Here is a 24,959-nt window from a genome sequence, read left to right on the forward strand (position 1 = left end):
CCCCCCCCCCCCCCCCCCCCCCCCCCCCCCCCCCCCCCCCCCCCCCCCCCCCCCCCCCCCCCCCCCCCCCCCCCCCCCCCCCCCCCCCCCCCCCCCCGGACGCGCTCCACGCCACAGGGGACGGCACGTGGCCGCGGTGTCGGCCGGAGGCCGACGATGTCATCGCGTCAGGGGTTGAGGCCGAGCGCCTTCATCCGGGCCGTGTGGGCCTGCGTGATGCGCTCGATGAGCCGGCCGATCCCCGAGAGGTCGCCGGTGCCGGAGACGATCAGCTCGGCCAGCGGGTCGTGCTCGGCGATCACCGCTTGCGACCTGGTCATCGCCTCCCCCACCAGCCGCCGCCCCCAAAGCGCCAGCCGGCCGGCGACGGTGCGGTCCGCGGCGATCGCGGCGCGCACCTCGCGGACGGCGAAGTCCGAGTAGCCGGTGTCGGCCAGCACCTCGAGCACCAGGCCCCGGTCGGGCTCGGGCAGGAAACCGGCGATCTCCCGGTAGAAGTCGGCGGCCAGCCCGTCGCCCACGTAGGCCTTCACCAGACCCTCCAGCCAGGTGCTGGGCCGGGTGCTCTCGTGGAAGGTGTCGAGCGCCGAGACGAACGGGGCCATCGCCGTCGCCGGGTCCACGCCCAGCTCCTCCAGCCGGGCGGCGAGCCGGAAGTGGTGCCCGATCTCGGCGGCGGCCATCCGCGCGAGCGCGGCCCGGCCGGTGAGCGTCGGCGCCATGCGGGCGTCCTCGGCCAGCCGGTCGAACGCGGTGAGCTCGGCGTAGGCCAGCACCCCGAGCAGATCGGCGACCGCCGTGTTCTCGACCGGGGGCACGGCATCTCCTGGGCTCGGCGACGAGGGACGCGCGCGTGCCCCGGAGGAGTGAGGCACCCGACACCGGGGAGCGCGGCGCCGAGAGGCTATCCGCTGCTCGCGCTAGCATGGGAATCGGCGGGCCTCCGGGCACGCTCGTACATCTGTGCGCTGACGACCGCTGGACGACGCCCCCCGGGCTGTCTCCCGGGCCGTGGCGAGGTCCGGTTCTGCTGGCCGCGTCGGCGCAGGAACCGATCCCGCGACAACCGACCCGGGACGGGCGCGAGGCGGCGACACCGCTGCCGCAGCCGGTCCCCCAGCACACCAGAGGCGAGAGCACTGACCTCCATCGAGCAGACCCCCACCGACACCACCGCCCCGGAGCTGGAGCACGCCGAGACCGGCGCGCCCGCTCCCGAGGAGCTGGAGCAGACCGTCGAGGAGCTCGGCGGCGCCCCCGTCGCCCCTGACAGCCCGCTGTTCAGCGACTTCGACGTGCACCCCGACATCGTGGCCGCGCTGGCCGACGCCGGGATCACCCGCACCTTCGCCATCCAGGAGCTCACGCTGCCCCTGGCGCTGGCCGGCAACGACCTCATCGGCCAGGCCCGCACGGGCACCGGCAAGACCCTCGGTTTCGGCGTCCCGCTGCTGACCCGCGTGACCCCGCCGAGCGAGGGGGCCGACGGCGTTCCGCAGGCCCTGGTCGTCGTCCCCACCCGCGAGCTGTGCGTGCAGGTCGCGCGCGACCTCGGGACCGCCGGCGCCACGCGGGGCATCCGCGTGCAGGCCATCTACGGCGGCCGCGCGTTCGAGCCGCAGATCGAGTCCCTGCGCAGCGGCGTGGAGGTCGTCGTCGGCACGCCGGGCCGGCTGCTGGACCTCGCCCAGCGCGGCGACCTGATCCTGGGCAAGGTCCGCGTCCTCGTCCTCGACGAGGCCGACGAGATGCTCGACCTGGGCTTCCTGCCCGACATCGAGCGGGTCCTCGCGATGGTGCCCGAGAAGCGCCAGACGATGCTCTTCTCCGCCACCATGCCCGGCCCGATCGTGACCCTGTCGCGGTCGTTCATGACCCAGCCGACCCACATCCGGGCGCACGGCAACGACGAGGGCTCGACGGTCCCGCAGACCACCCAGTTCATCTACCGGGCGCACAACCTGGACAAGCCCGAGCTGCTCTCCCGGGTGCTGCAGTCGCGCGACCGCGGCCTGGTCATGGTGTTCTGCCGCACCAAGCGCACCGCCCAGAAGGTCGCCGACGAGCTCGTCGACCGCGGGTTCGCCGCGGCCGCCGTGCACGGCGACCTCGGGCAGGGCGCCCGCGAGCAGGCGCTGCGGGCGTTCCGCAGCGGCAAGGTCGACGTCCTCGTCGCCACCGACGTCGCCGCGCGCGGCATCGACGTCACCGGCGTCAGCCACGTCGTGAACTACCAGTGCCCCGAGGACGAGAAGACCTACGTGCACCGCATCGGCCGCACCGGCCGGGCCGGCTCCACCGGTGTCGCGGTCACCCTGGTCGACTGGGACGACATCCCCCGGTGGCAGCTGATCAACAAGGCGCTCGGCCTGGGGTTCGACGACCCGCCGGAGACCTACTCCACCTCGCCGTGGGTCTACTCCGACCTCGACGTGCCCGAGGGCGCCAAGGGCCGCCTGCCCCGCTCGCAGCGCACCCGCGAGGGTCTGGAGGCCGAGACGCTCGAGGACCTCGGCGAGACGGGGAAGCGCAACCGCCCGGCGGGCCGCGGCGACGCGCGCGGCCCGGCCGAGCCCAGCCGCACCGGCGACGACGAGCAGGCCGGCGGCGGCAAGAGCCGTCCGCGGCGCCGGACCCGGCGCAGCGCGGGCGGGGCCGGCGAGGGCGGTGCGGCCGCCCCGGAGGGCGACGCCTCCGCCGACAGCGTCCCCGCGGCCTCCACCGAGGGCGGCAGCGCCAAGCCGCGCCGCCGTCGCCGCCGCCGTGGCGGTGCCGGACGGAGCGGCTCCGGCGGCGAGGGGGCGGGCGCGGAGCACTCGGGCGCCGACGCCGCGTCCTGATGAAGGACCACCCTCCCCCCCACGCCTCGCACGCTCGGCGTGGGCCCCTGGAGGGCGGCCGTTCCAGCCTGGTGCAGATGCCGCTGCGGGTCTGGATCTGGGTCGCTGCCACGCTGGCGCTGGTCGTCGTCGCCACCCTGCTGTGGCGCGGGTCGGACGCCGCCGCCACCTCGAGCACCACCGCCGCGCCGGCCGACGTCCCCCCGGGGACGCCGGCCGGCGCCGTCTCGTTGGGGTGGTCGGCCGCGAGCGAGCCGTTGCCCGGGGACGTCGTCGCCGAGGGCCGGGTGCTCGTCGGCTCGCCGCACGGCGTGCGGGCGCTGGACCCGGTGACCGGCGCGGAGGCCTGGCACTACACGAGGGACAACGCACGGCTCTGCGGGCTCACCGTGACCGACGGCGTCGCGGTCGCGGTCTTCCGCACGGAGGACCGCTGCGACGAGGCGGTCGCCCTCGACGCCGGGACCGGGGTGCGCGCCTGGACCCGCAACGTGAACTTCCGGCCGGAGGTCACCCTCTCCGCCACCGACCGGATCGTCCTGGCCGGCACCCCCACCGGGATCGTCACCCTCGACCCCCTCGGCGGCGGCATCCGCTGGCGGTACGCGCCGCCGGAGGGCTGCACGCTGCTCGGCTCCGCCGCCGGGGACGCCGGCGTCGCCGTATTCCACCAGTGCGCCGACTCCCCGGACGCGCAGCTGCGTCTGCTCGACGGGTTCGACGGCGACGAGCACTGGACCCGCGACCTGCGGGTGCCCGACGGGCAGACCGCCGAGCTGGTCGGGGCCGCCCTGCTGGTGGCTGTGCGGCTGGGTGAGGAGGTCCAGCTGCTCTCGGCCGCCGACGGCGCCCTCCTCACCACCCTCCCCGCCGGCGCCGGGGACACGGTCGGGCAGGAGGCCACCGACACCGCCGTGCTGATCCGGGCCGGGGGCACGCTGACCGCCCTGGACCCGCAGTCGGCACGACCGCTGTGGGACGTCCCCGCGACCGGCCTGCCCGGGCAGCCGACCACGACCCCGGACGGCGCCCCGGCGCTCCCCGTCCCGACCGCCGACGGCGTCGTCCACCGCGACCCCGCGACCGGCGACGAGCTCGGCCGGTCCGAGGCGACCGCGCTCCCCGGCGGGGCGGTGGCCACCGTCGTCGGCCCCGTCGTGGTGCTCGCGCTACCCGGCGAGGTCCGCGCCTACCGCTGAGGCGGTACCCGTGCGGCATCGCCGCCGCGAGCGGGGTTCACTGGGCACCATGGTCCTGCCCGGCGGCCCCGACGCCCACGCCATGTCCCTCGCCATCGCGCCCGACGACCTCCGCCAGCTCGCGCAGCACGACGCTGTTCCGCGCACGTTCGCCGGTGGCGCCGGGCCGCTCGCCGCCCTGGACACCGGGCGGAGCGCCGAGCGCGGCACGGTCCTGATGGTGGCCGGTTACACGGGCAGCAAGGAGGACTTCGCGCCCCTGCTGCGGCCGCTGGCCGCCGCCGGGTACCGGGTCGTGGCGCTGGACCAGCGCGGGCAGTACGAGTCGCCCGGACCCGACGACCCGGCCCAGTACTCGGTGGAGACGCTGGGCGACGACGTCCGCGCGGTGGCCCGGGTGCTGCGCGAGGAGTCCGGCGCACCGCTGCACCTGGTGGGGCACAGCTTCGGCGGGCTGGTGACCCGCGCCGCGGTCCTCGCCGAGCCGGCCCTCTTCACGACGTTCACGCTCCTGGGCTCCGGGCCCTCGCGGCTGACCGGGCGCCGCGCCGAGCTGCTCGACCACCTCGGCCCGCTGCTGGACGCCGGCGGTGTGCCGCTGGTGCACCAGACCCTGGAGCAGGTGGCGATGACCGACCCCAGGGCGCAGGCCGTGCCGGCGCCGACCCGGGAGTTCTACTCCCGGCGGTTCCTGCGCAACTCCGCCGCGGGGCTCCGCGGCATGGCCGCGGCGATGCTCGCCGAACCCGACCGGGTGGCCGAGCTCAAGGAGACCGGGGTGCCGATCCTGGTGGCGCACGGCGAGGCCGACGACGCGTGGATGCCGCACGTGCAGGCCGACATGGCAGAGCGACTGGGCGCCCGCCACGAGGTGATCGACTTCGCCATCCACTCCCCCACCGTCGAGAACCCACCCCGGACCCTCGAGGTGCTCTGCGACTTCTGGTCGAGCGCCGGAGGCCGGTCGTGAGCCGGCTCGCTCCCCTGCCCTCGCCCGATGACTGGACCGAGGAGGAGGACCGGCTGGGCTTCTTCGGCCCCGGCAGCGTGACGTGGCGGATCCACAGCGACCCCGCCTACCACGTCGGCGCGATGGGGTCCCTGATGCTGCAGGCCCTGCACCCGGTCGCCATGGACGGCGTGGCGCGCAACTCCACCGGGTTCAAGGACGACTGGTGGATGCGGATGACCCGCACCGGCCAGTACATGGAGACGGTCGTCTTCGGCCGGCGCACCGAGGCCCGCCGGATGGCCGCCCGGGTGCGGGGCTACCACCGCAAGCTGTCGGGCGTGGACGAGACGACCGGCCGGGCGTACCGCGTCGACGACCCGGACCTGCTCCTGTGGGTGCACAACTGCGCGGTCCGGTCCATCTTGACGACGGCGCGCCGGGCCGGCGTCGCGGTCTCGGACGAGGAGGCCGACCGCTACGTGGCCGAACAGGTCGCCTTCGCGCACCTCGTCGGCGTGCCGCTGGAGACCGTGCCGCGGTCGGTGGCCGCGCTGGACGCCTACTTCGAGGAGATCCGCCCCTCGCTCGCCGCCACCCCCGCGGCCGTGAAGGGCATCCGCGACCTGTTCCTCCCGCCGATGCCCGGGTGGCTGCAGCTGCTGACGCCGGCCCGGCCGGTGTGGGGCAGCCTGGCCGGGCTCTGCTTCGCCCTGCAGCCCGCCTGGGCCCGGCAGCTGTACTCCCTGCCCGGGCTCGCGCTGACCGACGCCGCGGCGACCGCCGGGCTCAGGGCGTTCCGGGCCGCGTTCCTGGCGCTCCCCGACCGCGCGTACCGGTCCCCGATCGTGCGCGCCGGCTACGCCCGCGTGGCCGACGCCTCGTCCGCGGCTTAGGACTCGTCCTCGGGGAGGAAGCTCCAGGGCTCGCGGGCGGACCCCGCCGCCTGGCCGGCCGGGCAGCTCGACCGGAAGTCGCACCACCCGCACTGCCGGCCCGGTACCGCCGGGAAGGCCGCGTCGGGGTCCTCGCCCGCGGCCACCGCCTCGCTCGCCGCCTGGATGTCGATCGCCACGTCCTCGGCCCGCCGGACGTGGTTGACCAGCGAGCGCTCGGTGTGCTCGAACGCCGCGACGGTGCCGGTGGGCACGTGGTGCAGCTCGACGCGGTTGCACGGCCGGCGCAGCGTGCGGCGGACGGCGAGCACGTAGAGCGCGAGGGCCTGGGAGCCGCGCGCCTCGTCGTCGGTGCTCGGCGAGCGGCCGGTCTTGTAGTCGACGACGACCAGCTCGTCGCCGCGCTCGTCGATGCGGTCGACCCGGCCCGAGAGCGTCATCCGCTCGGTCATCGTGCTCACCGTCCGCTCCCGCGCGCGGGGCTCCTGGGTGGGGTCGACGTCGGCGAGGTAGTCGGAGAGCCAGCCCGCCGCCCGCGCCCGCCAGCGGTCGGACTGCTCGGCGTCGCGGAAGCCGGCCGGGCTCCACGCGCCGATCAGCAGCTGCCGAGCGGCGCCGGGCGTGCGGCGCTCGAGGGGCAGGTCCCACCACGAGGAGAGCACCTGGTGCAGCGCCGTCCCGACCGTGTGGTGGGCGAACCGCGGGCCGCGCGGCGGGCTGGGCCGGTCGACGTTGGCGAACCGGTAGCGCCGGGGGCAGTCGGAGAAGTCGGCCAGCGACTTCGGCGAGGCGCGCAGCAGCCGGCGGGGCATGCCGGGCAGCACCGCCTGGCCGCCGTCGGTCGGGTTGCGCATGCCGGTCACGGTAGCCGCGGGGGGCGACGACCCGGCTCAGTCGCCCCAGGGCGCGGCGCCGGTGCCGGCCGCCACCAGCCGTTCGAACTCCTCCGGGTCGGTCGTGCACGCGCCGAGCGGCGTCGCCTTGTTGGTGCCGTGGTGGTCGCTGGATCCGGTGACCAGCAGGTCGAGCTCGGCGGCCAGGCCGCGCAGGTGGGCGCGCTGCGCGGCGGTGTGGTCGGGGTGGTCGACCTCCAGGCCGAGCAGCCCCGCCGCCGCCATGGCCGCGATCGCGTCGTCGCCCACCACCCGCCCGCGCTTGGTGGCCAGCCCGTGGGCGAAGACGGGGACGCCGCCGGCCGCCCGCACGAGGGCGATCCCCTCGCGGACGTCGGTGTCGGCCTTGCTCACGTAGTAGGGGCTGCGGTGGTGCAGCAGCCCGGCGAACGCCTCGTCGACGGTGCCCACGACGCCCGCGCGGACCAGCGCCCGCGCCACGTGCGGCCGGCCGACCACCCCGCCGCCGGCGTGCTCGACCAGCTCCGCCCAGGACACCGGGTACCCGTCGTCGGCCAGCGCCTGCACGATCCGCTCGGCGCGGCCGAGGCGCTCGTCCCGCAGCCGGGCCCGCTCGGCGGCGAACACCGGGTGCAGCGGGTCGAACAGGTAGCCCAGCAGGTGCACGCTGACCGGTGGCCCGTCGGAGGGGAACCAGCGGCAGGAGAGCTCCATGCCGGGGACGACGGTGAGCCCGGCCGGGCGGTGCTCCTCCGCCGCCGCCCAGCCCGCCGTCGTGTCGTGGTCGGTGAGCGCCACGACGTCCAGCCCCGCGGCCCGCGCGGCGGCGAGCAGCGCAGGGGGGTCGTCGGTGCCGTCGGACACCGAGGAGTGGGTGTGCAGGTCGATCCGCATCACCGGTCAGCCTCCCCCACGGCGGCCCGCCGCACCCGGTGGGCGGCCGGTCACGGCTGCCGCGGCCGGATCGGCGGGATCGGCTCGGTGTCGCGCCGTCCACCGGTGGCGACCGGCCCGGCCGGCGGCGGCGCCTCGGGGTTGCCCTCGTCGTCCCCGGAGGAGGCGCTGCCCCAGTCGCTCCCGAACAGCAGGCCGCTGACCTCCCGGTACAGGTCCCCGGCGCGCGGGAGGAAGGTGATCTCCGACAGGCCCTGCTGCTGCCCGGCGGACTCGAAGCGGAAGGTCCCGTACCCCAGCAGCTGGCCGAGGAAGGTCTCCTTCCACGTGAGGTCGGTGATCCGGCGCAGCGGCAGCAGGGTGACGGTGCGGACGATGACGCCCGAGGTCAGCAGCACCCGCCGCCGGCTGACGATGAAGTGCCGCATCCACCACTCGCCGACGCGCATGCCGTAGGTGCCCAGCGCCACGAGGACGACGAGCATCCCGATCGTGCTCGTCACCCGGTTGTCGGGATCCAGCACGAGCAGCCACCCGCCGACGAGCAGGACCGGCAGGAACTTGAGCGTCGGCACGATGAGCACCGCCCAGTGCCGGCGGGTGACCACGACCGCGTCCTCGTCGTCCAGCAGGTACTTCCGGACGTCCTTGGCGGCCCGGGTCGGCAGCCCGGCGGGGGCGCTCACCGGCTCAGACGAGGGAGCCGACGAACTGCGCGAGGGAGGAGGCGGCGTCGCCGAGCGCCTCGCCGGCGTTGCGCACCAGCTGCGCCGAGGACTCCGGCGCCTGGATCACGTAGAAGAGCACGAAGGCGACGACCAGCCAGGTGAGGACCTTCTTCAGGTTCACCGCCACCTCCGGGGTGCGGGTGAGGCGGCCCGGGTCGCCCGGGCCGGCAGGAGGGCCCGCCGGGTGCGGCGGACGCGTTCGTCCCATGAGTAACACAGGCCCCAGGGTGGGCCCGCCCGACGCGCCGGTCCCCCGGCGGCCCGTCCGGTTCCGGCACCCGCGGGTCAGCGGCCGGGGAGCAGGTGCTCCCCCACCGGGCCCAGCGGCAGGTCGGGGTAGATGCGTTCGCGCAGGTCGAGCAGGTGGAGCTCCTCGACCAGCAGCCACGCCGCGCTCTGCGGCCACATGACCAGCCACAGCCAGACGCCGTAGGCCTCCCCGACGAACGCGGCCCGGTCGTCGCGGGTCGGCACCGCCCACAGCGGGGCGTGCTGGCCGGCGGCCTCGACGTACGCCGAGCTCGGCCCGGAGATGACGTCACCGGGGTCGAGCCCGGGGAGCCCCGCGTAGCCGCAGCCGACTCCGGTGCCGGGCTCCTCGGCCACCAGCACGAGCTCGGCGGCTCCGCCCAGCGGCGCGGGGCCGGCGCAGTCGACGACGATCGCCCGCGCGCCCGGCTCGCCGCCCCACGCCAGGCCGGTCACCGCCCAGCCCGGCGGCACCGGGTCGGGCACCCACGCCGGCACGCGTGCGTCGGCGGTGACGGCGGCGATCGCGTCGTGGGCGACCAGCGCGGTGTGGTGCAGGGGCGTGACGGCGCCGTGCAGGTGGCACCAGGCGTGCGCCTCGGACCCGTGGCGGACGACCAGTGGCTCACCGCAGCGCGGGCAGACCGGCGACGCACTCATCGGGGACACGGTCTCGGGAGCGGCCGCGATCGTCAAGCGCAGCGCGGCGGGGCGACCCCGTCGGCGGCCTGCGTAGCCTGCGGGCGTGACCGACGGCGAGCCGCCCGTGGTGCCCTGCGTCGGCGCGATCGTGCACGACGCGCACCGCCGCCTGCTGCTGGTGCGCCGGCGCAACGCCCCCGGCCGGGGCCTGTGGTCGGTGCCCGGCGGGCGGGTGGAGCCCGGCGAGACCGTCGCCCGCGCCGTCGAGCGGGAGGTGCGCGAGGAGACCGGGCTGCACGTGCGCGCCGGCGCGGAGGTGGGCCGCGTCCGGATCGACGCCGGCGCGGTCGTCTACGACGTCGTCGACGTCGCCTGCGCGCTCGTCGGCCCGGCCGCTCAGCCGGTCGCCGGGGACGACGCCGTCGACGCGGTCTTCGCGGACGCGGCGACGCTGGCCGGGCTGCCGTGCACGCCCCGGCTGGTGGAGACGCTGCGCGGGTGGGGCGTGCTGCCGGACTGACCGGTCAGCACGCCCGCCGTCCTCAGCCGCGGGGCGTGGGCTCCGGGCGGCCGGGCTGCTCGCCGCCGCGGGCCTCGCCGTAGGAGCGCTTGGGCACCATCACCTTGCGCCGGAAGATGCAGACGACCGTGCCGTCCTGCTTGTAGCCGATCGTCTCCACGTGCACGACGCCCCGGTCGTCCTTGGACTTCGACGGCGTCTTGTCCAGGACCGTCGTCTCCCCGTAGATCGTGTCGCCGTGGAACGTCGGGGCGACGTGGCGCAGCGACTCGATCTCCAGGTTGGCGATCGCCTTGCCCGAGACGTCGGGGACGCTCATGCCGAGCAGCAGCGAGTAGATGTAGTTGCCGACGACGACGTTCTTGCCGAAGTCGGTGGTCTTCTCCGCGTAGTTCACGTCCATGTGCAGCGGGTGGTGGTTCATCGTGAGCAGGCAGAACAGGTGGTCGTCGTACTCGGTGACGGTCTTCCCGGGCCAGTGCTTGTAGACGGCCCCGACCTCGAACTCCTCGTAGTACCGACCGAACTGCATGTGCTGGCTCCCGACCTCGACGCTGCGGACGGGTCGTGATCCTACGGAGGCGGCACCGTGCCGCTCCCCCGGGCGGCCGGTCCGCGGGGCCTCACAGCAGCTCGAGCACCGGGCCGATCTCCTGCGTGGCGTACCAGCCCAGCTCGTGCCCCTCGGCCTGGTCGACGACGAACTGCGCGTCCTCGCTGCCGAGGTCGGCCTCCAGGACGACGGCGACGGCGGCGCGGACGTCGCCCTCGGCCTCTGCGTCGTCGATGTGCGCGCTCGCCACGTCCTCGACGCGGATCTCGTGCCGGACGCGGGCCGCGCCCGGGTCGACGTGCGGCTCGTCCATCGGGGTCACCGCGTCGTCGGGCACGTCGGCCGCGAGCACCACCCGCCGGCGCGCGGCCAGGGGATCGAGGTCCAGGAGCCGCAGGCTGGCGCGCGCCGCGGCCAGGAGGGCGGCGTACTCCAGCTCCTCGCCGTCCGCCTCCGCGTCGCTCACCGCGTAGAACCGGCGCAGCTGCGGGGTCACCGCGAAGACGGTCTGCGGAGCGGGCAGCCGCCCCTCGTCGACCAGGGTGCGGAGCACGTTCGTCGTCGCCGGCAGGTACACGCGCACCCGGTCGACCCCCTTCGTCGGTGGAGGCACGACCGTAACGGCCGGCCGGAAGAGGCTCAGGTGGAGGTCTCGACCAGCCCCGCGACCTCCTGCTCGATCAGGTCGGCGAGCACCTCGACGTCGCTGACGCTGTCCCGGTCGGCGTTGAGGCCGAAGAAGACCGTGCCGTCGTAGGAGGTCATCCCGATCGAGAGCCCCTGCCCCCGGGCCAGCGGCACCACCGGGAACACCTCGAGCACCCGGCCGCCGGCGGCGTACAGCGGCAGCTGCGGGCCGGGCACGTTGGTCACCACGAGGTTGAACAGCCGCCGGGAGAGCCCGCGCGCGGCCCGCGCGCCGAGCGCGTGCAGGGTCGAGGGCGCGAAGCCGCCGAGCGCGATGAGGCTGTCCGCGCCGACGGACCGCCCGTGCTGGGTCACCCCCCGCATGGCGTAGGTGAGCCGCGCGAGGCGGACCCGCGGGTTGGGCTCGCCGACCGGCAGGTCCACGAGGTGCGAGGTGACCTGGTTGCCGCCGGCCCCGTCCTCGTCCTGCACCGACACCGGAACCAGGGCGCGCACCGAGGTGCCGCCGACGACCGGCTCGCCGCGCGAGAGCAACCACTCCCGCAGGGCCCCCGCGACGACGGTCAGCAGCACGTCGTTGACCGTTCCGCCGTGGGCCTTGCGCACCCGCTTGAGGTCGTCGAGGTCGGCGGACGCCACCGCGACCCGGCGCTGCCGGCCGATCGTCGCGTTCAGCGGGCTGTGCGGCGCCGGGAGGATCGCCGAGCGGGCCGTCCGGACCAGCCCGCCGGCGACACCGCCGATGCGGACGGCGGTGGCCCGCGCGTCCGTCACCGCCGAGCGGGTGAGCTCCACCAGCGAGGACGGGCGGCGGCGGTAGTCCTCGAACGCCGACCACACCAGCTCCACCCCCGACGGCGGGCGCCGGGGCGACCACTCGCCGGGCGAGGGGACCGGCGCGTCCGGGGAGACGTCCAGCAGCACCTGGCCGATGTCGACGGCGCTGAGGCCGTCCACCAGCGCCGGGTGGGTCTTGGTCACCACCGCGACCCGGCCGCCCTCCAGCCCCTCGACCAGGTAGGCCTCCCACAGCGGGCGCCTGCGGTCCAGGGGCCGGGACATCAGCCGGGAGACCAGGTCGAGCAGCTGCTGCTCCGTGCCCGGCCGGGGCAGCCCCGACCGGCGCAGGTGGTAGTCGAGCGAGAAGTCGGGGTCGTCGACCCACACGGGGTTGGCGAGGTGGCCCGGCACCTCCGCGACGCGCTGCCGGTACCGCGGCACCAGGGACAACCGCGCCTCGACCAGCGCCGCCAGCGCCTCCAGCCCGCCCGGGGGCGCCTCCAGCACGAGCACCCCGCCGACGTGCATGGGGGTGCCGGGTTCCTCGAGGTAGAGGAACGAGGCCTCCAGGGTGCCCAGCCGCTCGACCATCGTTCTCCTCCCCCTGCGGTGCCCCACGCTACGACGGGGACGACGTTCCGGACAGCCCGGTGGTCAGCCCGCCCGCCGGCCGAGCGCACGACGGCGTCCGGCGGCGAGGGCGGGCACACCGGCGAGCTGGGCGGCGAGCGCCCGCAGCTCCGCGCGCAGGGGCGAGCCGGCCGCCGCCTCGGCCAGGGTGCGGCCGGCCGCGAGGGCGGCATCGGTCGCGCGGCGGTCCGCCGGGAGGAAGAACCGCGGGCGCCGGCCGGTGAAGCGCGCCAGCGCGTCGCCGACCTCCTGCCGCGGATCCCCGGGCACCGGCCCTCGGCGCAGCTGGTTGACGACGAGCTCGGGCTCGACGTCGGGCAGCACGTCGTGCAGCTGGTCGAGCGCCCGCACGCACCGCTGGAGGGCCACGGGGTCGGCCCCGGAGACGCACAGCACGGTGTCGGCCTGCTCGAGGACGGCGAGGGTCGCCCCGTTCCGCCGGGGGGCCGCGGTGTCGAAGGAGAGCTCCTCGTCGTCCTCCACGCCGAAGGCGCAGTCCACGACGGTCAGCTGCGCGAGGTGGCGGGCCTCGTCGAGCACCGCGGCCACCGCGGCCGGCCGCAGCTCGGGCCACCGGTCGGCGCGGGCCAGCCCGGTGAGCACCCGCAGGTCCGGGCGCACCGCCCATGCCAGCGCGGCGAGCGCCGCGCCGTCCAGCGTGCCGAGCCCCGCCTGCCGGGCGGCGCCGGCGAGCCCGGGCGACTCGTCGAGCAGCCCGAGCACCTGGGCCACCACGCCGCCGTGGACGTCGGCGTCGACCAGCAGGGTGGGCACGCCGAGCCGGGCCGACTCGTCGGCGAGGCCCACCGCGACCGTCGTCCGGCCCGGGGCGCCGGTCGCGCCCCACACCGCGACGACGCGGCCCTGCCCACCCCGCGGCCGCTCCCGCTCGCCGGGGGCGCCGGGGGCGCCGGACGCCGGGAGGGCCGCACGCAGGTCGGCGACGTCGTGGCCGGGCGCCGGGACGCCCGACACCGCGTCCCGCAGCGCCCGCGCGATCAGTTCGGGGGCGGCGTCCGCCGGCAGCACCTGGGCGACCCCGAGACGGCGCAGCCGCTGCGCGGCGGCCTCGTCGCCGGGCTCGACCAGACCCACGACCGCGACCCCGGCCGCGTGCAGCCGGGCGACCGTCTCCCCGTCGAGCCGCCGCAGCTCCGCCGACAGCAGCACCGCCTGGCCGGTACCGGTGGCGGCGGCGGCCAGCAGGTCGGAGACGTCGACGCAGCGGCGGACCACGGTGACCCCGTGGTCGTCCCGGTCGAGGGCACCGACGAGCTCGGACTCCCAGCCGTCGCCGGTGACGGCGGTGAAGACCTGCAGGGCCATCAGCCGGTCGGTCCCGCCGCGGCGGGCGCGCTGCCGGTCGCCACGGCGGGCGGTGCGGCGGGCGGTGCGGCGGGCGGTGCGGGCACCGGGACCGAGGTCGGCGTCGGGGTCGCGCGCTCCCGGTCGGCGCGGGTGACGCCGACCTCCGCGGTGGCGCCGGCGGGGTGGGCGACCACCACGAGCGGGCGCCCGGCGATGGAGGCGAGCACGTCGGCGGCGTCGTCCGCCGCCACGCCGACGACGACCTGCACCGTGGCGGTCGGTGTCGACAGGACGCCCTGGGCGCCGCCGGACAGCGCCTGCACCGGTGCCGCCCCGACGACGAGCGCGACGCTGCCGACGTCCTGGCCGGCGGCGCCGGCCGCCGGATCGGCGACGGCGTACACGTCGATCAGCTGCCCTCGCCGGAGCCCGGGGGGCACGTAACCCGCCTGGACCGGGAGCGCGAGCTGGACCAGCTCCGAGGGGCCCTCGAGGGCCGAGCGGGGCAGCAGCTCGCCGGCCCGCACGCCGCGGGAGAGGGCGCTGCCGTCGGGTCGGGTGCTGCCCGACAGGTACTTCTCCGCCGCCTCGTCGAGCCGGACGTCGACCACCACGAGGTCCTCGGCGGTCAGGACCGTTCCCGCCGCCAGGTCCTCGGCGGCGCTCCACACCGGCACGGTGGCGTCCGCCGCGCTGACGACCCGGGCGCCGAGCAGCACCGAGGCGAGGACGAGCAGCACGCCGAGCACCAGCCGGAGGTCCAGCCAGCCCGGCGCCCGGACCCGCCGCGGGGTGGGCCCGGCCGGCAGCTCGGTGGTGCCGGGGGTGCGCACGGCGGTCACACGACCTTCTCTCTGCGAGCACGTCGCCGGCCCGGTCGGGCGCGTCGACCCGTCGATGCGGGTCGGTGACGGCGTTGGGACGCCGATGATGCGGTACGCATGCGATCTCGTGCATCCGTCGTCCACACGTTCGGGTGTGGACGGCCGCCACGGACCACCGGCACGGCTGACAGACTGGTCCGCGAACGGATGGAGACGCCCATGCCCACGCCCCGCTTCCTGACCCTCGACGACGTCGCGGAGATCCTCAACGTCTCGTGGTCGCAGGCCTATGCGCTGGTGCGGCGCAAGGAGCTGATCGCCATCCAGATCGGCGGGCGCGGCCAGTGGCGCGTCGAGGTGGACGAGCTCGAGCGCTTCATCCAGCAGAAGTACGCCGAGGCCCGCGCCGGCGCCGTGCCCCCCGAGCCTGCGGCCGGCTCCACCGCCGGGGCCGACGCCTCCGAGCGGGCCTGACGGCTCAGTCCCATCCGGGCCCCAGGGTGCGCACGACGGCCACGGCGTCGACGACCACGGCGGTGACCCGGCGCACCGCGCCCGGGCGGCGCGGCTGGTCCGCCGCGTGCTCGGCCACCTCCACGTAGTCCGCGCCCACCCGGTCGATCGTCCCGGTCAGCAGCGAGCCGTCCTCCAGCACGAGCTGGACGGCGCTGCGGTCGCGCGCCAGGCCGCGCAGGGCCCGGCGCAGGTCCAGGCGCACACGCACCGGGCCCGGGTCCTCGGCCGGCGCCGTCCAGCGCCCCAGACCCTCGACGGCCCGCACCGCCGCCATCGCCACCAGCTGGTCCCGACCGCGGTCGTCGGCGAGCAGCAGCCAGTCGCCCCCCTGGTCGGCGAGCACGCCGCGGACCCGGCCGGCTCCCCGGCAGGTGACCACCAGCTCTGCCCCGAGCGAACCACCGAGCCGCTCGGCCAGCCGCACCGCGCCGATCTCGGCCCGGGCACGCGAGGCCCACTCGGCCCGGTCCTGGGCGTCCTCCGCGGCCTCGAACTGCGCCTGCAGGTCCGCGAACAGCTGCTGCCATCGCATGCTCACAGCCTAGATCGTGCAGATACTTGCGTTTGCCTGCATTTAGTTGCTTTAGTGGCGTGACGTCAACACGGGGGAGGTGGCTCATGCCGGTGCGGCGACTGCTCGGGACGGCCCTCTGCATGGCCGGGATCGCCGCGGTCCTCGTGCTCCTCGCCCCAGTGCCGCCCACCTCGGTCAGCGCCGTCGCCGCAGCGCAGCGCACCGCCGACACCGTCGGGGCCGACGCCCTGGTGGTGCACCTGGTCGGGTTGCTCGCCTGGGTGGTGTGGGGCTGGGGCGCGCTCGGCCTGGCGCTGACCGCCACCGCGGCGCTGCCCGGGGCCGCCGGCGCGCTCGCCGCCGGCGCACTCCGCGGGCTGCTGCCCTCCGGTGCCCGGCGGGCCGCCGCGCTCGCGCTGGGCATCGGGCTCGGCATCGCACCGCCGGTGCTGGGCGCCGCGGCGCCCGGGCTGCCCCTCACCTCCGCGGCCGCCGCGGCCGACCCGGGGGTCACCGCCGGACTCCCCGGGCAGGCCGTGCCCGACTGGCCGGCACCGGTGGCGCCCACCGCGCCGGACGGCGACCCCCGCAACGCCATCCCCGACTGGCCGGAGGCTCCCGCCGCCGGCGAGCACGTCGTGGTGCGCGGCGACTGCCTCTGGACCATCGCCGCCGGCCACCTGGCGCGCACCGGCGGGGCGCAGCCCTCCACCGCCGAGGTCGCCACGGCCGTCGCCGCCTGGTGGCACGCCAACGCCGAGGTGATCGGCCCGGACCCCGACCTGCTGCTGCCGGGCCAGGTGCTCCGACCACCTGCCCGGCCGTGATCCGACCGTCCCCCACCGCCGTCCCCGGGAGCCCTCGATGACCGCACCGTCCCGCACCGTCCCCCCTGCGCCTCCGGCCCTGCGGGTGACGGTCGTCCCCACGCCGCAGCCGCCGGGCGAGCTCCGGCCGGCGCTGCGCCTGGTGCATCCGGAGCAGCCACTCCCCCGGCCGGTCCCGCGCCCGGGCCCTCGGCTGCGCGACGTGGCCGGCCTCCCGCTGGACGAGTTCGGACCGGTCCTGACGGGGCGGGCCGACCTCCCGCCCGCGGCTGCGGCGGCCCGGCGGCTGGTGACCACCGCGCTGGAGGCCCTCGTCGGCCGTCGCCCGCTGACCCAGGTGCAGCCGCTCGCCTCGACCGGGGTCTACGCCGCGCTGTCGGCCCGTCGCCCGCCGCGGTGGTGCACCGAGGGGAGCGCGCCCGTGGTGGTCGGGCCGGTGCGCGTCTGCGAGCCGGTCGACGGCGTGGCGGAGGTCAGCGCCGTCGTCCACCGCGCGGGGCGGGCGCACGCCGTCGCCGCCCGGCTGGAGGGCATGGACGGCCGCTGGCGCTGCACCGCGCTGCAGATCGGCTGACCGGTCGCCCGCTCAGGCGGGCAGGGTCACCAGCGTGCGCCCGTCGCCGCCGACGATCTCCAGCCGGGCCAGCTGCTCGGGTGAGAGCGCGACCGTGCCGGTCCACGAGTGGTCGCCCTCGTCGGTGATCCAGCTGCGGGTGCGGTGCCGCTCGCCGTCCTGGCCCACGGCCACCAGCCAGCACGTCGCTCCGTGCGGGAGGCCCTCCATGGTCAGCGCGATGCTCGAGCCGTCACCCTCCGGGGCGACCGTCGCCCAGGCGTGGAGGTCGCCCGCGCTGCCCTGCAGCGTCGCCGGCTCCGCGGGCCCCGAGGTCAGCACCACACCGGCACCGATGCCCCCGCCGACCACCACCGCCGCCGCGACGGCCCCGGCAAGCAACCTGCGGTGGCGCAGGCGGACCGGCCGGACGGGGACCGCCGAGCGGCGCAACCGCTGGAAGGAGACCTCGCTGGGGACGGGGTCCTCCGGGTGCGCGTCCCCGGGCCGGATGGTGGCCAGCAACGGCGGCAGGCCGCCGAGCTCGTCCAGGGTCCGGCTGCACACGGGGCAGCCGCGCAGGTGGGCCGCCATGCCCATCCGCTCGTCGGGTTCCAGGGCGTCGAGCAGGTAGGCGCCGACGTCGACCTCCCGCGGGCAGCTCACGTCGTGACCCCCCGCTCCTCGAGGACGAGCTTCAGCGCCCTCAGGGCGTAGAAGACGCGGGACTTCACCGTCCCGGGCGGCACGCCCAGGACGACGGCCGCCTCGGCGACGGTACGACCGGCGTAGTAGGTGTGCAGCAGCACCTCCCGGTGCGCCGGGGTCAGCGCGGAGAGCGCGTCGGCGACCAGCCAGCGATCCAGGGCGGTGTCCGTGCCGTCGTCCGCGACCAGGTGCGGCAGGACGGCGTCGTCGACCTCGGTGGGACGGGCGAGGCGCGCCCGGTGGCGGTCGATGACCAGCCGGCGGGCCACCGTGAACAGCCACGGCCGGAGCGGTCCGCGAGCCGGGTCCATCACCTCCGGGTGCCGCCAGGCCTGCAGCAGCGTCTCCTGCACCACGTCCTCCGCGGCACCGCGGTCACCGCCGTTGAGCCGGATGACGAACCCCAGCAGCGGTCCGGCGTGCTCGTCCCAGAGCCGCCGCAGCAGCACCTCGTCGGCCGCCTCCGGCATCCTGGATCGGCTCACCCCGAGGAGCATCCGGCTCACCGCCGTCGCTGTCGATACCGCGGCGCGCGGCTGCCGGCCCCAGCGAGACCCGGCACTCCCGCGGCCACCGGACGCGCCGACGTGGCGGTCGGAGCCGGTCGTCGTCCGCACCGTGGTCACGTCCTCGGAAACGTACGACCTCGGCCGGCGGTTCAGCGTGCGCCCGACCGGGTGAACCGTCCCCGCCGTCGCCCCGTGCTCCCTGGCAGACCGGACCGAGGCCGGACGCACGGCGGAGGACAGGCGGCCTCCCGGACCCGAGGGGTGGTGGGCGCCCGGTGGTGCGGCAGGACGAGCGGGCGCCGTTCCGGACGGCGCTGCAGCGGGCCGGCGAGGCCGCGCACCCCCGCGGGGAGTACGTCGGCCAGGAGAGCTTCATGCGCGCGGGCGAGATCCGGGCCCTGGCCCGCCGCGCCGGCATCGGCCCCGGCGTCTCGGTCCTGGACCTCTGCTGCGGGGTCGCCGGCCCGGGCCGGATGATCACCGCGGAGCTGGGGTGCCGCTACCTGGGCGTGGACAGCTCCGCGAGCGCCGTGCAGATCGCCCGCGGACTGGCCGGCAGCCTGCCGTGCCGCTTCGAGCAGGCGCACGTCCCGCCGCTGCCCGACGGTCGCTTCGACGTCGTGCTGCTCCTGGAGACGATGCTGGCCTTCCCCGACAAGGCGGCCCTGGTCGAGGCGGTCGCCGGCGCCCTGCCCGTGGGGGGCCGCCTGGCCTGCACCCTCGAGGAGGGGACGCCGCTCACCGCGGGCGAGCGCGCCCGGATGCCCGACGCCGACACCGTGTGGCTGATCCCGCTCGCCGCGCTGACCGGCCTGCTGCGCGAGGCCGGTCTGACCGTGACCTGGCAGGAGGAGCGGACCGCGGCCCACCACGCGACGGCGACGGCGCTGCTGCGGTCCTACCAGGCGGACGCCGCCGGGATCTCGGCGGTCATCGGCGCCGCCGCCCTGACCGACCTGCTCCGCGCCCACCGGTCGTGGAGCGACTGGCTGGGGTCCGGGCGGGTGCGCAAGTTCGCGCTGGTGGCGGAGAAACGATGACCTACCCCTACACCCGCTACCTGGCGGCCAAGAAGACCGTGGACGACCGCGCCCTCAACCACCGGGTGCTGGGGGACCTCCGCGGCCTGCTGCCGCCGGACGGCTGCCGTGTCCTGGAGATCGGCGCCGGCCTCGGGACGATGGTGGCCCGTCTGCTCGAGTGGCAGGTCCTCAGCGCCGGCGAGTACGTGCTGCTGGACGTCGACCGGCGGTTGCTCCGGGACTCGCGCACCTGGCTCTGCGGCTGGGCCGGCGAGCGCGGCATCGCCACCGAGCTCCTCCCCGACGGCGTGCGTCTCGGCGAGCTCCGGGTGCGGCTGGTCGAGGCCGAGCTCGGCGACCACCTGGCCTCCGGTCGCGGGGAACCGGCCGACCTGCTGATCGCCAACGCCTTCCTGGACCTGGTGGACGTGCCGGCCGTCCTGCCCGGGCTCCTCCGGCTGCTGGCGCCGGGGGGCGCCTACTGGTTCACCGTCAACTACGACGGCGAGAGCGACTTCCAGCCCGGCCACCCGGCGGACGAGGAGGTCCTGGCCGCCTACCACCGCACCATGGACGAGCGCGTCCGTTTCGGACGCCCCGCCGGGGAGAGCCGGACGGGCCGCCACCTCTTCCACCACCTGCGGGCCGCCGGCGCGCCGGCTGCCTCGGTGGGGGCCTCCGACTGGGTCGTGCACCCCGACCCGGACGGCGGGTACCCGGACGACGAGGCGTTTTTCGTCGAGGCGATCCTGCAGACGGTGGAGGACGCCCTGGCCGGCCCCGCCGCGCCGCCCGGCCTCGCCGGCTGGCTCGCGGCCCGCCGCGGTCAGCTCGCCGGGGGCGACCTGGTCTACCTGGCGCACCAGCTCGACCTCGCCGGGCGCGCCCCCACGCGGCCGGCCGGCCCCGGCTGAACCACCGCGCGCCCGGGGCCGTGCTCCCCGGCAGAGGCCGCCCTGGACCGTCACGGAGGTGCGATGCGCGCTCCCCGGCTCGAGACGGTCCTGGGCGCGCTGGGCACCGCCGCCCTGCTCGGCGTCCTGTCGCTGACCGTCGGGCTGGACGCCGCGGGCTGGTCGGTCGGGCTCGCCTCCGGCTGGGCCGCGACCGCGCTGCTGGTCGTCGGCCGGGCCCGCCGCGGCGAGCCGGTCCTCCCGCCGGACCGGGTGACGCTGGGCCGGGCGCTGCTGACCGCCGGGGTCGCCGGCCTCGTCGCGGACTCCGCGGACCGGCCCCTGCCGGCCACCGCGGTCGTCGTCCTCTCCTCCGTCGCGCTGGTGCTCGACAACGTGGACGGCCGGGTGGCCCGCCGCACCGGGACCGTCACGCCCTTCGGGGCCCGGCTGGACGGCGAGATCGACGCCTTCCTCATCCTCGTCCTGAGCGTCGCGGTCGCCCGGGACCACGGCGCCTGGGTCCTGGCGATCGGCGCCGCCCGGTACGTGTTCCTGGTGGCGGGCTGGGCCCTCCCGTGGCTGGCCGCGCCGCTGCCGCCCCGGTACTGGGGCAAGGTCGTCGCCGCCGTCGCGGGCGTCGTCCTCACCGTCGCGGTCTCCGGCGTCCTGCCCCGCCCGGTCGGCACGGCGGCGGTCGGGGTGGCGCTGCTGCTCCTCGTCGAGTCGTTCGGCCGCAGCGTCGTCTGCCTGTACCGCACCGGCGCGGGACCGCGTACCCGGCGGGCGGTGCGGTCCGCCACCGCGCTGGTCGCGGCGGCGGTGGTGTGGGCGGTCCTCGTCGCGCCCCCTCGGCTGGACCTGCTGACCGCGGCGTCCTTCGCGCGCATCCCGCTGGAAGGGCTCGCCCTGGTGGCCCTCGCTCTCGTGCTGCCCCCGCGCCCCCGACGGGTCGTGGCGGCGGCGGCGGGCGCGGTGCTCGCCGGTCTGGCGATCGTCAAGCTCCTCGACGCCGGCTTCACCGCCCAGCTCGGCCGGCCGTTCAACCCGGTGCTCGACCGGGGCGCGTTCCTGCCGGCGATCGAGGTGGTGCAGGACTCGGTCGGGGAGTCGGCGACCCTGGGCGTCCTCGTCCTGGCCGCGCTCGCCGTCGTGCTGCTCGTCGCGCTCGTCGTCGGGTCGACGATCCGCCTCACCAGCGGCGCCGCCCGGCACCGGAGCCGATCGGTCCGGGGCCTCGCCGCCCTCGGCCTGGCGTGGGCGGTCTGCGCCGCGCTGTCGCTGCAGCTCACCCCCGCCGGCCCCGTCGCATCGGCCAGCGCCGCCGGGCTGGCCCTCGCGCACAGCCGTGACGTCGGGGACGCCCTCGCCGACCAGGAGCGCTTCGACACCGCGGTCCGCTCCGCCGATCCGCGCACCGGTCCGGCGAGCGGGTCGGGGCTCCTCGCCGCGCTGCGCGGCAAGGACGTCGTCATCGCCTTCGTCGAGAGCTACGGCCGGGTCGCCGTCGAGGACCCCGTCATCGCTCCCGGTGTCACGTCCGTGCTGCGCAGCGGCACGAGCAGGCTGGAGCGCGCCGGGTTCCAGGCGCGCAGCGCCTTCCTCGACTCGCCGACCTACGGCGGCTACAGCTGGCTCGCCCACGCGACCCTGCAGTCGGGGCTGTGGATCGACGGCCAGCCGCGCTACGACCGGCTCCTGGACAGCGACCGCCGCACGCTCACCAGCGTCTTCTCCGCGGCCGGCTGGCGGACCGTCGCCGTCAACCCGGCCAACGACGCACCGTGGCCGGAGGGCGCGTCGTTCTACCGCTACGACCGCGTCTACGACCGGCACGGCCTGGGCTACCAGGGCCCCGGCTTCAGCTGGGCGACGATGCCCGACCAGTACACCCTCGCCGCCTTCGAGCGGCTCGAGCTGTTCCCGGGGCACCCCCCGGTGATGGCCCAGGTCGACCTGGTCTCCTCCCACCAGCCGTGGACCCCCCAGCCGACGATGGTGCCCTGGGACGAGGTCGGCGACGGCTCCGTCTTCGCCGCCATGGCCACGCAGGGTCCCTCGCCGGAGGAGGCCTGGCGCGATCCCGGGACCGTCCGCCGGCTCTACGCCCAGTCGATCGGGTACTCCCTGGAGGCGCTCATCTCCTGGGTGGTCCGCCTGGACCACGACGACGACCTCGTCCTCGTCGTCGTCGGTGACCACCAGCCCGTGACGGTGGTGAGCGGCCCCGACGCGGACCGCCAGGTGCCCGTCTCCTTCGTGACGTCGGACCCGGCGGTGCTGCGGAGCATCTCCGCCTGGGACTGGCACGCCGGGCTGCTGCCCGGCCCCACCGCGCCGGTGTGGCCCATGGACGCCTTCCGCGACCGGTTCCTGGACGCGTTCGACGCCGCGCCGGCCGTCCGCGCCGAGGGGCCGGTGCGGTGAGCGACCCGGCGGCGCCGGCGCGGGGCTTCTGGCTGCGCGGGCCGGGCGCCGGGGAGATCCGGGCGGTCCGGCTGCGGGAGCCGGGCCCGGACGACGTCGTGGTCCGGGCGCTGCACTCGGGGATCAGCCGGGGCACGGAGACCCTCGTCTTCCGCGGCGAGATCCCCGAGCACCAGCGCGAGGCCATGCGGGCGCCCTTCCAGGTCGGGGACTTCCCCGGCCCGGTGCAGTACGGGTACCTGAGCGTGGGGGTGGTGGAGCACGGCCCCGCCGCGCTCGTCGGGCAGACCGTCTTCTGCCTGCACCCGCACCAGACCGTCTACGTCGTCCCCGCCGACGCCGTCGTCCCGGTACCCGACGGCGTCCCGCCCCGCCGGGCCGTGCTGGCCGGGACGGTCGAGACCGCGGTGAACGCGCTCTGGGACGCACCGCCGCTGCTCGGTGACCGGGTCACCGTCGTGGGCGCGGGGATGATCGGGTGCTCCGTCGCGCGGTTGCTGGCGCGCTTCCCGTCCACCGAGGTCGAACTGGTCGACGTCGACGAGGCCCGCGCGCCGGTCGCCGGAGCGCTCGGCGTCGCCTTCGCCACGCCGGGCGGCGCCTCGGGCGGGCGCGACCTCGTGGTGCACGCGAGCGCGACCGACGCGGGGCTCCAGCTGTCGATCGACCTGCTCCGGGCCGAGGGCACCGTCCTGGAGCTGAGCTGGTACGGCGACCGGGAGGTGACCCTGTCGCTCGGCGGCGCGTTCCACTCCCGGCGGCTGCAGCTGCGCGGCAGCCAGGTCGGGTCCGTGGCGCCGGCGCGACGGAGCTCGCGGACGTCCCGGGACCGGCTGGCGCTCGCCCTCGACCTGCTGCGGGACGGCTCCTTCGACGCGCTGCTCAGCGGCCAGTCGCGGTTCGACGACCTGCCCGAGGTGATGGCGCGGCTCGCCGACGGCCGGCTCCCGGCCCTCTGCCACACGATCGCCTACGACGAGGAGTGAGCGCGTGTTCGGTGTGACGGTCCGCGACCACATGATGATCGCCCACAGCTTCACCGGCGAGGTGTTCGGCCCGGCTCAGCGGCTGCACGGCGCCACGTACGTCGTGGACGCGACCGTGCGCCGGGCGGAGCTCGACGACGACGGGGTGGTCGTGGACATCGGCGCGGCCGCCGGGCTGCTGCACGAGGTGCTCGGCGAGCTGACCTACCGCAACCTCGACGAGGAACCCGCGCTGGCCGGCACGAACACCACGACCGAGGCGCTGGCCCGCGTGATCGCCGATCGGCTGGCGGAGCGCATCCACCAGGGCGCGCTCGGTCCGGGCGGGCAGGGGCTGGCGGACCTGGCCGTCACGCTGCACGAGTCGCACATCGCGTGGGCGACCTACGACCGTCCCCTGTGAGGCACGTCCGCGTCGTCGTACCGGCGGGGATCGACGACCCCGCCCGGGTCAGCGGCGGCAACCGCTACGACCGCGAGGTCTGCGACGACCTGCGCAGGGCCGGGTGGCGGGTCACCGAGGTCGCCGCCGAGGGGGCGTGGCCGCGGCCCGACCCACCCGCGCTGGAGGCCCTGGCGGGTGCGCTGGACGCGCTGCCGGACGACGCCCTCGTCCTCGCCGACGGGCTGGTCGCCTCCGCCGCGCGGACCGTGCTCGTGCCCCGGTCGCGCCGGCTCCGGCTCGTCGTGCTGGTGCACATGGTCTTCGGCGGCGACGCCGTCGGGGCCGACGACGAGGGGGCGGTGCTCGCCGCCGCCCGGGCCGTGGTCACCACCAGCCACTGGACCCGTGGTCGTCTGCTGGACCGGTACGGCCTGCCGGCGGCCGGCGTGCACGTCGCCCAGCCCGGCACGGGGCCGGCGCCCGTGAGCCCCCGGTCGGCCGGCGGCGGACGGCTGCTGTGCGTCGGGACGCTGGCTCCGGTCAAGGGCCAGGACCTGCTGCTCGCGGCCCTCGCGGACGTCGCCGGGCTGCCCTGGCGCTGCACGCTGGTCGGCTCCCGGGACCGGCACCCCCGCTTCGCCGCCTCGCTGGAGCGCCGGGCCGCGGCCACCGGGATCGGCGACCGGGTCCGGATCACCGGCGTCCGCACCGGGGAGGCGCTGCGACGCCGGTACCAGGAGGCCGACCTGCTCGTCGTCCCGTCCCGGGCTGAGACCTACGGCATGGTGGTCACCGAGGCGCTGGCCGCCGCGCTCCCCGTGCTCGCCACCCGGGTCGGCGGTCTACCGGAGTCCGTCGGGTGGACCGCCGCGGGCCCACCCGGTCTCCTCGTGCCTCCGGCGGACCCCGCAGCCCTCGGCGCAGCCCTCGCGCGCTGGCTCAGCGAACGCGGGCTCCGCGACCGCCTCCGGGACGCCGCCCTGCTCCGGAGGGCGGAGCTGCCGGGCTGGCCGGCGACGGGGGCGCGCATCCGCGAGGTGCTGGCGGCGGCCGGTGCTGAACCGGCTGCGCCCGCGGTCCGTGTGGACCGGTGAGACGGACGGAG

At 76.7% G+C, this 24,959-nt stretch carries 28 protein-coding genes; 14 read left to right on the top strand and 14 right to left on the bottom strand.

Annotated elements, in window-relative coordinates; translation table 11 throughout:
• Positions 1–167 precede the first annotated feature (167 nt).
• Complete coding sequence (locus ACI792_RS11925) at positions 168–818, bottom strand: ferritin-like fold-containing protein (protein WP_456602773.1); 651 nt, start codon at positions 816–818, stop codon at positions 168–170.
• Between the two features lie 477 nt (positions 819–1,295).
• Between ACI792_RS11925 and ACI792_RS11930 the strand changes: the two genes are divergently transcribed.
• The 4 genes from ACI792_RS11930 to ACI792_RS11945 all read left to right on the top strand — a co-directional run bounded on the left by ACI792_RS11930 (position 1,296) and on the right by ACI792_RS11945 (position 5,884).
• Complete coding sequence (locus tag ACI792_RS11930; protein ID WP_456602774.1) at positions 1,296–2,840, top strand: DEAD/DEAH box helicase; 1,545 nt, start codon at positions 1,296–1,298, stop codon at positions 2,838–2,840.
• Between the two features lie 77 nt (positions 2,841–2,917).
• Positions 2,918–4,039: an outer membrane protein assembly factor BamB family protein gene (locus tag ACI792_RS11935; RefSeq protein ID WP_456602775.1), complete on the top strand. Its 1,122-nt coding sequence runs from the start codon at positions 2,918–2,920 to the stop codon at positions 4,037–4,039.
• Between the two features lie 49 nt (positions 4,040–4,088).
• On the top strand, positions 4,089–5,009 hold the full coding sequence (locus tag ACI792_RS11940; RefSeq protein ID WP_456602776.1) for an alpha/beta fold hydrolase: 921 nt from the start codon (positions 4,089–4,091) through the stop codon (positions 5,007–5,009).
• On the top strand, positions 5,006–5,884 hold the full coding sequence (locus tag ACI792_RS11945; protein WP_456602777.1) for an oxygenase MpaB family protein: 879 nt from the start codon (positions 5,006–5,008) through the stop codon (positions 5,882–5,884). The genes ACI792_RS11940 and ACI792_RS11945 overlap by 4 nt, the downstream gene beginning before the upstream one ends.
• On the opposite strand, the gene ACI792_RS11950 is transcribed toward ACI792_RS11945, so the two are convergent.
• The 5 genes from ACI792_RS11950 to ACI792_RS11970 form a co-directional block, all read right to left on the bottom strand.
• On the bottom strand, positions 5,881–6,738 hold the full coding sequence (locus ACI792_RS11950; protein ID WP_456602778.1) for a RecB family exonuclease: 858 nt from the start codon (positions 6,736–6,738) through the stop codon (positions 5,881–5,883). The two genes, ACI792_RS11945 and ACI792_RS11950, sit on opposite strands and share 4 nt — an antisense overlap.
• A 36-nt stretch (positions 6,739–6,774) precedes the next feature.
• Positions 6,775–7,632: a PHP domain-containing protein gene (locus ACI792_RS11955; protein ID WP_456602868.1), complete on the bottom strand. Its 858-nt coding sequence runs from the start codon at positions 7,630–7,632 to the stop codon at positions 6,775–6,777.
• Positions 7,633–7,682: 50 nt separating this feature from the next.
• A complete protein-coding gene (locus ACI792_RS11960; protein WP_456602779.1) occupies positions 7,683–8,318 on the bottom strand; it encodes a PH domain-containing protein in 636 nt (211 codons plus the stop codon).
• 4 nt (positions 8,319–8,322) lie between these two features.
• Entirely contained in the window at positions 8,323–8,481 is a 159-nt protein-coding gene (locus ACI792_RS11965; RefSeq protein WP_236825822.1) for a hypothetical protein, read from the bottom strand.
• Between the two features lie 164 nt (positions 8,482–8,645).
• A complete protein-coding gene (locus ACI792_RS11970) occupies positions 8,646–9,269 on the bottom strand; it encodes a DUF6758 family protein (RefSeq protein WP_456580595.1) in 624 nt (207 codons plus the stop codon).
• A gap of 85 nt (positions 9,270–9,354) precedes the next feature.
• Between ACI792_RS11970 and ACI792_RS11975 the strand changes: the two genes are divergently transcribed.
• Entirely contained in the window at positions 9,355–9,771 is a 417-nt protein-coding gene (locus tag ACI792_RS11975; protein WP_456602780.1) for an NUDIX domain-containing protein, read from the top strand.
• A gap of 22 nt (positions 9,772–9,793) precedes the next feature.
• Here the strand turns inward: ACI792_RS11975 and ACI792_RS11980 are convergent, their stop codons facing one another.
• The 5 genes from ACI792_RS11980 to ACI792_RS12000 all read right to left on the bottom strand — a co-directional run bounded on the left by ACI792_RS11980 (position 9,794) and on the right by ACI792_RS12000 (position 14,532).
• Complete coding sequence (locus tag ACI792_RS11980) at positions 9,794–10,303, bottom strand: MaoC family dehydratase (protein ID WP_091928934.1); 510 nt, start codon at positions 10,301–10,303, stop codon at positions 9,794–9,796.
• 91 nt (positions 10,304–10,394) lie between these two features.
• Positions 10,395–10,937 (bottom strand): DUF6912 family protein, encoded by a 543-nt coding sequence (locus tag ACI792_RS11985; protein WP_456602781.1) that lies wholly within the window; start codon positions 10,935–10,937, stop codon positions 10,395–10,397.
• Between the two features lie 26 nt (positions 10,938–10,963).
• Positions 10,964–12,343, bottom strand: a complete 1,380-nt coding sequence (locus tag ACI792_RS11990) for a WS/DGAT/MGAT family O-acyltransferase (RefSeq protein WP_456602782.1) — start codon at positions 12,341–12,343, stop codon at positions 10,964–10,966.
• Between the two features lie 63 nt (positions 12,344–12,406).
• Complete coding sequence (locus tag ACI792_RS11995) at positions 12,407–13,708, bottom strand: AAA family ATPase (RefSeq protein WP_456602783.1); 1,302 nt, start codon at positions 13,706–13,708, stop codon at positions 12,407–12,409.
• Entirely contained in the window at positions 13,708–14,532 is an 825-nt protein-coding gene (locus ACI792_RS12000; RefSeq protein ID WP_456602784.1) for a flagella basal body P-ring formation protein FlgA, read from the bottom strand. The genes ACI792_RS11995 and ACI792_RS12000 overlap by 1 nt, the downstream gene beginning before the upstream one ends.
• Positions 14,533–14,733: 201 nt before the next feature.
• On the opposite strand from ACI792_RS12000, the gene ACI792_RS12005 reads away from it, so the two are divergent.
• Positions 14,734–14,988, top strand: coding sequence for a helix-turn-helix domain-containing protein (locus tag ACI792_RS12005; RefSeq protein WP_456602785.1), 255 nt, complete (start codon positions 14,734–14,736; stop codon positions 14,986–14,988).
• Between the two features lie 4 nt (positions 14,989–14,992).
• Here the strand turns inward: ACI792_RS12005 and ACI792_RS12010 are convergent, their stop codons facing one another.
• Complete coding sequence (locus ACI792_RS12010; RefSeq protein WP_456602786.1) at positions 14,993–15,562, bottom strand: hypothetical protein; 570 nt, start codon at positions 15,560–15,562, stop codon at positions 14,993–14,995.
• 86 nt (positions 15,563–15,648) lie between these two features.
• Between ACI792_RS12010 and ACI792_RS12015 the strand changes: the two genes are divergently transcribed.
• Both ACI792_RS12015 and ACI792_RS12020 read left to right on the top strand, forming a co-directional pair.
• Positions 15,649–16,371: a LysM peptidoglycan-binding domain-containing protein gene (locus tag ACI792_RS12015; RefSeq protein WP_456602787.1), complete on the top strand. Its 723-nt coding sequence runs from the start codon at positions 15,649–15,651 to the stop codon at positions 16,369–16,371.
• Positions 16,372–16,408: 37 nt separating this feature from the next.
• Positions 16,409–16,945, top strand: coding sequence for an Rv3235 family protein (locus tag ACI792_RS12020; RefSeq protein WP_456602788.1), 537 nt, complete (start codon positions 16,409–16,411; stop codon positions 16,943–16,945).
• A gap of 12 nt (positions 16,946–16,957) precedes the next feature.
• On the opposite strand, the gene ACI792_RS12025 is transcribed toward ACI792_RS12020, so the two are convergent.
• Positions 16,958–17,590, bottom strand: coding sequence for an anti-sigma factor family protein (locus ACI792_RS12025; RefSeq protein WP_456602789.1), 633 nt, complete (start codon positions 17,588–17,590; stop codon positions 16,958–16,960).
• Positions 17,587–18,117, bottom strand: a complete 531-nt coding sequence (locus ACI792_RS12030) for a sigma-70 family RNA polymerase sigma factor (RefSeq protein ID WP_456602790.1) — start codon at positions 18,115–18,117, stop codon at positions 17,587–17,589. Before ACI792_RS12030 ends, ACI792_RS12025 begins: the two co-directional genes overlap by 4 nt.
• A gap of 299 nt (positions 18,118–18,416) precedes the next feature.
• Between ACI792_RS12030 and ACI792_RS12035 the strand changes: the two genes are divergently transcribed.
• The 6 genes from ACI792_RS12035 to ACI792_RS12060 all read left to right on the top strand — a co-directional run bounded on the left by ACI792_RS12035 (position 18,417) and on the right by ACI792_RS12060 (position 24,948).
• Positions 18,417–19,181, top strand: coding sequence for a class I SAM-dependent methyltransferase (locus ACI792_RS12035; protein ID WP_456602791.1), 765 nt, complete (start codon positions 18,417–18,419; stop codon positions 19,179–19,181).
• Positions 19,178–20,077, top strand: a complete 900-nt coding sequence (locus ACI792_RS12040; RefSeq protein WP_456602792.1) for a hypothetical protein — start codon at positions 19,178–19,180, stop codon at positions 20,075–20,077. The genes ACI792_RS12035 and ACI792_RS12040 overlap by 4 nt, the downstream gene beginning before the upstream one ends.
• Before the next feature lie 63 nt (positions 20,078–20,140).
• Complete coding sequence (locus ACI792_RS12045; protein ID WP_456602793.1) at positions 20,141–22,483, top strand: CDP-alcohol phosphatidyltransferase family protein; 2,343 nt, start codon at positions 20,141–20,143, stop codon at positions 22,481–22,483.
• Positions 22,480–23,469 carry a zinc-dependent alcohol dehydrogenase gene (locus tag ACI792_RS12050; RefSeq protein ID WP_456602794.1) on the top strand — a complete coding sequence of 330 codons (990 nt, stop codon included), beginning with the start codon at positions 22,480–22,482 and terminating at the stop codon, positions 23,467–23,469. Before ACI792_RS12045 ends, ACI792_RS12050 begins: the two co-directional genes overlap by 4 nt.
• 4 nt (positions 23,470–23,473) lie before the next feature.
• Complete coding sequence (locus tag ACI792_RS12055) at positions 23,474–23,872, top strand: 6-pyruvoyl trahydropterin synthase family protein (protein ID WP_456602795.1); 399 nt, start codon at positions 23,474–23,476, stop codon at positions 23,870–23,872.
• The gene (locus tag ACI792_RS12060; protein WP_456602796.1) at positions 23,869–24,948 is read left to right on the top strand and encodes a glycosyltransferase family 4 protein; all 1,080 of its coding nucleotides are present in this window, start codon (positions 23,869–23,871) and stop codon (positions 24,946–24,948) included. Before ACI792_RS12055 ends, ACI792_RS12060 begins: the two co-directional genes overlap by 4 nt.
• Positions 24,949–24,959 lie beyond the last annotated feature (11 nt).

It is taken from the genome of Blastococcus sp. SYSU DS0669, from assembly GCF_054050895.1.

Bases quoted from the DNA above. Each gene is read 5' to 3' on its own strand.
- ACI792_RS11940 (WP_456602776.1), top strand. From the start codon at position 4,089: ATGGTCCTGCCCGGCGGCCCCGACGCCCACGCCATGTCCCTCGCCATC.
- ACI792_RS11995 (WP_456602783.1), bottom strand. From the start codon at position 13,708: ATGGCCCTGCAGGTCTTCACCGCCGTCACCGGCGACGGCTGGGAGTCC.
- ACI792_RS12040 (WP_456602792.1), top strand. From the start codon at position 19,178: ATGACCTACCCCTACACCCGCTACCTGGCGGCCAAGAAGACCGTGGAC.
- ACI792_RS12005 (WP_456602785.1), top strand. From the start codon at position 14,734: ATGCCCACGCCCCGCTTCCTGACCCTCGACGACGTCGCGGAGATCCTC.
- ACI792_RS11990 (WP_456602782.1), bottom strand. From the start codon at position 12,343: ATGGTCGAGCGGCTGGGCACCCTGGAGGCCTCGTTCCTCTACCTCGAG.
- ACI792_RS11955 (WP_456602868.1), bottom strand. From the start codon at position 7,632: ATGCGGATCGACCTGCACACCCACTCCTCGGTGTCCGACGGCACCGAC.
- ACI792_RS12045 (WP_456602793.1), top strand. From the start codon at position 20,141: ATGCGCGCTCCCCGGCTCGAGACGGTCCTGGGCGCGCTGGGCACCGCC.
- ACI792_RS12020 (WP_456602788.1), top strand. From the start codon at position 16,409: ATGACCGCACCGTCCCGCACCGTCCCCCCTGCGCCTCCGGCCCTGCGG.
- ACI792_RS11970 (WP_456580595.1), bottom strand. From the start codon at position 9,269: ATGAGTGCGTCGCCGGTCTGCCCGCGCTGCGGTGAGCCACTGGTCGTC.
- ACI792_RS11980 (WP_091928934.1), bottom strand. From the start codon at position 10,303: ATGCAGTTCGGTCGGTACTACGAGGAGTTCGAGGTCGGGGCCGTCTAC.
- ACI792_RS12010 (WP_456602786.1), bottom strand. From the start codon at position 15,562: ATGCGATGGCAGCAGCTGTTCGCGGACCTGCAGGCGCAGTTCGAGGCC.
- ACI792_RS12015 (WP_456602787.1), top strand. From the start codon at position 15,649: ATGCCGGTGCGGCGACTGCTCGGGACGGCCCTCTGCATGGCCGGGATC.
- ACI792_RS11950 (WP_456602778.1), bottom strand. From the start codon at position 6,738: ATGCGCAACCCGACCGACGGCGGCCAGGCGGTGCTGCCCGGCATGCCC.
- ACI792_RS11935 (WP_456602775.1), top strand. From the start codon at position 2,918: ATGCCGCTGCGGGTCTGGATCTGGGTCGCTGCCACGCTGGCGCTGGTC.